Source organism: Pseudomonas sp. (assembly GCF_050739995.1).
In the GTDB taxonomy this organism is placed as follows: Bacteria; Pseudomonadota; Gammaproteobacteria; order Pseudomonadales; family Pseudomonadaceae; genus Aquipseudomonas.
The window spans coordinates 1-5528 of record NZ_JBOICG010000508.1 but is presented as its reverse complement, the minus strand read 5'-3'; the positions used below and the strand labels follow the sequence as shown (position 1 = coordinate 5528).

Genomic DNA, 5528 nt, shown 5'->3' with positions numbered 1-5528 from the left:
CTCATCGCAGGCAAGCCAGCTCCCACATTTTCGACCGTGCTCACATCAGGTGTCAGCGACGGCTACTGACCTCGGCCGGCACATCATCACCGGCCATGCGCTTGCGGAACAGCGCAGTACGCGCCAGCAACAACGTGGTCACCGGCACCGTGATCGACAACAAGATCGGTATCAACCACCCGTGCAACACCGGCTCGGACTTGAGTACCGAAAAATAGATAATCGACGCCAACGCTACACACCATGCGCCCAATGTCGAGGCCAGTGCCGGCGGGTGCATGCGTTGGAAGAAGTCCTTCATGCGCAACAGCCCGATCGCACCAATCAGTGCAAACACGCTGCTCAGCCCCAGCAGCACTGCCACGATCACTTCTACCCATAACGGCATCATTCAATCACCTCGCCACGCAGCAGGAATTTCGCCAGGGCAAACGAGCCTACAAAACCGAACAGCGCAATCAGCAGCGCCGCTTCAAAGTAGGTATCACTGGCATAACGAACGCCCAGCACCAACATCATCAGCATCGCCAGGATGTACAGGTAATCCAGCGCCAGTACCCGGTCCTGGGCGGACGGGCCTTTGAACAGGCGTACCAACGTCAGCACCATGGCCAGGGAGAACAGGAACAGGCTGAACAGGATCGCATTGGAGAGCAGGGCGCTCATTCGAAGATCTCCATCAGGGGCCGTTCGTAGGTGGTCTTGAAGTGCTCGATGAAGGGCGCTTCATCCTCAAGATCAAACACGTGCAAGAGCAGGATGCTGCGGTCCAGTGCCAGTTCCGACCAGATGGTGCCGGGCACCACGGTGGTGATCATCGACAGCGCGGCAAGACCGTTAGGGTCGCGCAGGTCCAGGGGGATCTTGATGAAGCGCGAACGCGGTGGGCGTGAGCCGCAGGTCAACACGCCCCAGGCCACTTGCAGGTTGGAGATGATCACATCGCGGCCTACCAGGAAGAACAGTCGAATGATCACCCCAGGGCGGCGAATACGGATCGGCAGCGGCCGCAGCGGTGCCATCATCAGCGGCGCAAGAAAGCCCAGCAGCGCGCCCAGCAGCAGGTTGCCGGGACTGATGGACAGGTTCAGCACCAGCCACAACAGCCACAACGCCAACGACAACCACGGGGCAGGGAACAGGCGCTTCATGGTTGCACCTCCAGCGCCGCAGCCTTGGCTTCGGGACTTGGCACGGGACGTGTCGCCATCACCGCCATCACGTAGTGTTCTGGGTTGTTCAGGCTGACGGCGGTGTCTTGCGTGTAGCGCATCAGCGGTTCAGCCTTGAAGGTCAGCAGGATGCTCAAGCCCAGCAGGAAGAAGATCGGCACGCACTCGTAGCGACGCAGCAGCGGCGAGGGGCGCTCTTCCGGGGTCCAGAAGCGCTGGATGCCTAGGCGGGCGAACGCGATCAGCGAGGCCAGGCCGGAGAGGATCAGCAGCGCCACCAGGCCCCACGCGGCAGGACGGATCGGCTCGTCGACGCTGACACCCAAGCCCAGCGGGTTGACCAACGCACTCAGCAAACTGAGCTTGCCGATAAACCCGGACAACGGCGGCATGCCGATGATCAACAGGGCACAGGCGATAAAGCTCAAGCCCAGGAAAGCCATGGTCCACGGAATCACCTGGCCCACCACAGCCTGTTGCTCATCGTCGAGGTTCACGCCAGGGCGCGGATGCAGGGACTCCATGGCTTTAGGCAGTGCATCGATTTCTTCATCCAGGGGCAAGTCGTTGGCCGAGCGTGAACGCTCGATCAACTCGGCCAGCAGGAACAACGCACTCAATGCCAGTGTCGAGCTGACCAGGTAGAACAACGCGCCTGCGGTCAGGCTCGGCTGGGCGAAGCCGACGGACGAGAGCAAAATCCCCGCCGACACCATAATGCTCAGGCTGGCCATACGCTCCAAGCGCTGCGCCGCCACCATCGCCAGTCCGGCGCAGATGATGGTCGCCATGCCGCCATACACCAGCCAATCCCCACCAAACAGCGCAGACGCACCGGCCTGGCCGGAGAACAGCAAGGTCCACAGGCGCAGCACGGTGTATACGCCGACCTTGGTCATGATCGCGAACATCGCCGCCACTGGCGCACTCGCGGAAGAATACGCGGGCGCCAGCCAGAAGTTCAGCGGCCACATGCCGGCCTTGGCCAGGAATGCAGTGGCCAGAATTGCCGCACCGGCGTGCAACAAGCCGCGATCCGCTTCCGGTACCAGTGGGATCTTCAATGCCAAATCAGCAAAATTCAGCGTGCCGGTAACACCGTAGATCATCGCCGCGCCAATCAAAAACAGCGACGACGCGAGCAGGTTGATCGCAATGTAATGCAGCCCCGCCGACACCCGCGCCCGGCCCGAGCCGTGCAGCATCAAGCCGTAGGACGCCGCCAGCAGCACCTCGAAAAACACGAACAGGTTGAACAGGTCAGCGGTGAGGAACGCACCGTACAAACCCATCATCTGCACCTGGAACAGGGCATGGAAACTGGTGCCCGCACGGTCCCAACGGGCCATGGCGAACAGCAGTGCACTGACGCCGATGATGCCGGTGAGCACCATCATCAGTGCCGACAGTTGATCCACCACCAGCACGATACCGAACGGCACTTGCCAGTTGCCCGGCAGGTACACGCCAATCGAGCCGGGGCCGCCTTTTTGTGTCCAGTACAACAGCAGGATCGCGATACCCAGGCCGATCATGCTGGAGACCAGGTTGATCTTGGCTTTCAGGGGGCGGCGTTTTTCGCCGAGCATCAGCATCAGCGCGGCGGTCAGCAACGGCAGCAGGATCGGCGCGATGATCAGTTGGTTCATCCACGTCATTCCTTGGGCTCCCGGCCATCCACATGGTCGGTGCCGGTCAGGCCCCGGGACGCCAGCAACACCACCAGGAATAACGCGGTCATGGCGAAGCTGATCACGATAGCCGTGAGCACCAGCGCCTGGGGCAGAGGGTCGGTGTAGTTGAGCAGGTCTTGCGGCACGCCGTCCTTGATGATCGGTTCCTTGCCGATGAACAGGCTGCCCATGCTGAAAATGAACAGGTTGACCCCATACGACAACAGGCACAGGCCCATCACCACCTGGAATGTCCGTGGCCGCAGGATCAGCCAGACGCCGGAGGCCGCGAGGACCCCAATGGCAATTGCGATGACTTCTTCCATCAGGCGGCTCCTTCCGTTGTGGCAACCACTTTGGGCTGGTTGCTCGGTTTATGGGCCCGCACGGATTGGTGACCGAGGGCGGTGAGCATCAACAGCGTGGAACCGACGACCATGGCGTAGACGCCGACGTCGAAGAACAAAGCACTGGCCACATGAATGTCGCCCAGCACCGGCAGGCTGATATGCCAGGTATGGGTAGTGAGGAACGGGTAACCGGCAAACAGGGCGCCGAGCCCGGTCAGGGTGGCCGCGAGCAGGCCGAAGCCCATCCAGCGCATCGGTCGCAGGCTCATCTGCGCCTCGACCCACTGCGTGCCGGCGACCATGTATTGCAGGATGAACGCCACCGACATCACCAGGCCGGCGACGAAACCACCGCCTGGTTGGTTGTGGCCACGCATGAACAGGTAGAACGACACCACCAGCGCAATCGGCAGCAGCAGTCGCACCAGCACCGCCGGCACCATCATGAAGCCCAGGGCGGTGTCGCTGGCCTGGCGCGGGTTGACCAGGTCGGTGGCCACGTCCGGCGCCAACTGGCGCTGTTGCGGCGGTAATTCCATGCTCTCTTTTGACGGGCGGAAGCGGCGCAGCAGGGCATACACCGTCAGCGCCACGGCGCCGAGCACGGTGATTTCACCCAGGGTGTCGAAGCCCCGGAAGTCCACCAGCATCACATTCACCACATTGCTGCCGCCGCCTTCGGGCAGGGCGCGACTGAGGTAGAACGAGGAAATATCGTTGGGCGTCTGGCGCGTCAACATCGCGTAGGACAGCAACGCCATGCCACCACCCACCACGGTGGACAGCAGGAAGTCCCGCAGGCGACGGATGCGTGCCTTGGGCAGAGAACTGGGGAGTGGCGACACTTCTTCGATCCGCCGTGGCAGCCAGCGCAGGCCGAGCAGGATCAGCACCGTCGTGACGACCTCGACAACCAGTTGTGTCAGTGCCAGGTCCGGGGCCGAGAACCACACGAAAGTGATGCAGGTCACCATGCCGCACACGCTGACCATGGTCAGGGCTGCCAACCGGTGGTACTTGGCTTGCCAGGCGGCGCCCAGGGCGCAGGCGATTGCCAACAGCCACAGGGTGACGAACACGATGGAGCCCGGGATCTTCGGCCGGTCACCCCAGCTGATGCCACTGTTGAGCATCGGGATCATGCCGCCGATAACCGCCACCAAAACCAGCAGGAACAACTGGGTCTGCAGGCGCTTGGTGCTGATGTATTTTTCGAGCTTGCGTACGCCGCGCATCATCACCACCAGGCAGCGTTCGAAGCCACGCTTGCCGTTGAAGTAACTGATGATGGGCGGGTACTTGAAGCGGCCACGCTTGAGTTGCTTGCGCAACAGCAGGTAGAGCACCACGCCAGCGGACATGGCCACCAGGCTCATGATCATCGGCGCATTCCAGCCGTGCCAGATCGCCAGGCTGTATTGCGGCAGCACGCCGCCCACGACAGGCAAGGCGGCAGCGGCGAGGATCGAACCGACCACCTGGGCCGGGAAAATCCCCACCAGCAGGCACGTGAACACCAGCAGCTCAACCGGTGCACGCATCCAGCGTGGCGGTTCGTGGGGCGTGTGCGGCAGGTTGGTCGCGGTGGGCCCGAAGAACACATCAATGGTGAAGCGCAACGCATAGACCACGCTGAACGTACCCGCGATGGTCGCAATCACCGGCAGGGCGAACTCTACCCAGGCGGTCGAGGAGATAAACACGGTTTCGGCGAAGAACATCTCTTTGGACAGGAAACCGTTGAGTAGCGGCACGCCGGCCATGGCGGCACTGGCAACCATGGCCAGGGTCGCGGTGAAGGGAATCAATCGGACCAGGCCACTGAGTTTGCGAATGTCACGGGTGCCACTTTCGTGGTCAATGATGCCCGCCGCCATGAACAACGAGGCCTTGAACGTGGCGTGGTTGAGAATGTGGAACACTGCGGCGACGGCGGCCAACGGGCTGTTGAGGCCCAGCAGCAAGGTGATCAGGCCGAGGTGGCTGATCGTGGAATAGGCCAGCAGACCCTTGAGATCGTTCTGAAAGATGGCACAGTAAGCGCCGAGGAGGAGGGTGAGGGCGCCGGCACCGCCGACGATATAGAACCATTCTTCGCTGCCGGACAGCGACGGCCACAGGCGGGCCAGCAGGAACACGCCGGCCTTCACCATCGTCGCCGAATGCAGATAGGCCGAAACCGGCGTTGGTGCCGCCATCGCGTGGGGTAGCCAGAAGTGGAACGGGAACTGCGCGCTTTTGCTCAAGGCGCCGATCAGCACCAAGGCCAGCATGACCGGGTACAGCGAGTGCGCGCGAATCTGATCGCCCGCCGCCAACACCTGATCCAGGTC

General features: G+C 62.2%; 6 protein-coding genes. All 6 read right to left on the bottom strand.

Features of this window, described 5'->3' with window-relative positions:
• Window positions 1–52 precede the first annotated feature (52 nt).
• A complete protein-coding gene (locus tag ACRESD_RS16780) occupies window positions 53–391 on the bottom strand; it encodes a Na+/H+ antiporter subunit G (protein ID WP_431751946.1) in 339 nt (112 codons plus the stop codon).
• Complete coding sequence (locus ACRESD_RS16775; protein ID WP_431751945.1) at window positions 388–666, bottom strand: K+/H+ antiporter subunit F; 279 nt, start codon at window positions 664–666, stop codon at window positions 388–390. Before ACRESD_RS16775 ends, ACRESD_RS16780 begins: the two co-directional genes overlap by 4 nt.
• A complete protein-coding gene (locus tag ACRESD_RS16770) occupies window positions 663–1151 on the bottom strand; it encodes a Na+/H+ antiporter subunit E (RefSeq protein ID WP_431751944.1) in 489 nt (162 codons plus the stop codon). The genes ACRESD_RS16775 and ACRESD_RS16770 overlap by 4 nt, the downstream gene beginning before the upstream one ends.
• Window positions 1148–2830 (bottom strand): monovalent cation/H+ antiporter subunit D, encoded by a 1683-nt coding sequence (locus ACRESD_RS16765; protein ID WP_431751943.1) that lies wholly within the window; start codon window positions 2828–2830, stop codon window positions 1148–1150. Before ACRESD_RS16765 ends, ACRESD_RS16770 begins: the two co-directional genes overlap by 4 nt.
• A complete protein-coding gene (locus ACRESD_RS16760) occupies window positions 2827–3171 on the bottom strand; it encodes a Na+/H+ antiporter subunit C (RefSeq protein ID WP_003192163.1) in 345 nt (114 codons plus the stop codon). The genes ACRESD_RS16765 and ACRESD_RS16760 overlap by 4 nt, the downstream gene beginning before the upstream one ends.
• Window positions 3171–5528 (bottom strand): monovalent cation/H+ antiporter subunit A (locus tag ACRESD_RS16755; protein WP_431751942.1); only part of this gene is annotated, 2358 nt, incomplete at its 5' end. The genes ACRESD_RS16755 and ACRESD_RS16760, both read right to left, overlap by 1 nt.

Bases quoted from the DNA above. Each gene is read 5' to 3' on its own strand.
- ACRESD_RS16780 (WP_431751946.1), bottom strand. From the start codon at position 391: ATGATGCCGTTATGGGTAGAAGTGATCGTGGCAGTGCTGCTGGGGCTG.
- ACRESD_RS16775 (WP_431751945.1), bottom strand. From the start codon at position 666: ATGAGCGCCCTGCTCTCCAATGCGATCCTGTTCAGCCTGTTCCTGTTC.
- ACRESD_RS16770 (WP_431751944.1), bottom strand. From the start codon at position 1,151: ATGAAGCGCCTGTTCCCTGCCCCGTGGTTGTCGTTGGCGTTGTGGCTG.
- ACRESD_RS16765 (WP_431751943.1), bottom strand. From the start codon at position 2,830: ATGACGTGGATGAACCAACTGATCATCGCGCCGATCCTGCTGCCGTTG.
- ACRESD_RS16760 (WP_003192163.1), bottom strand. From the start codon at position 3,171: ATGGAAGAAGTCATCGCAATTGCCATTGGGGTCCTCGCGGCCTCCGGC.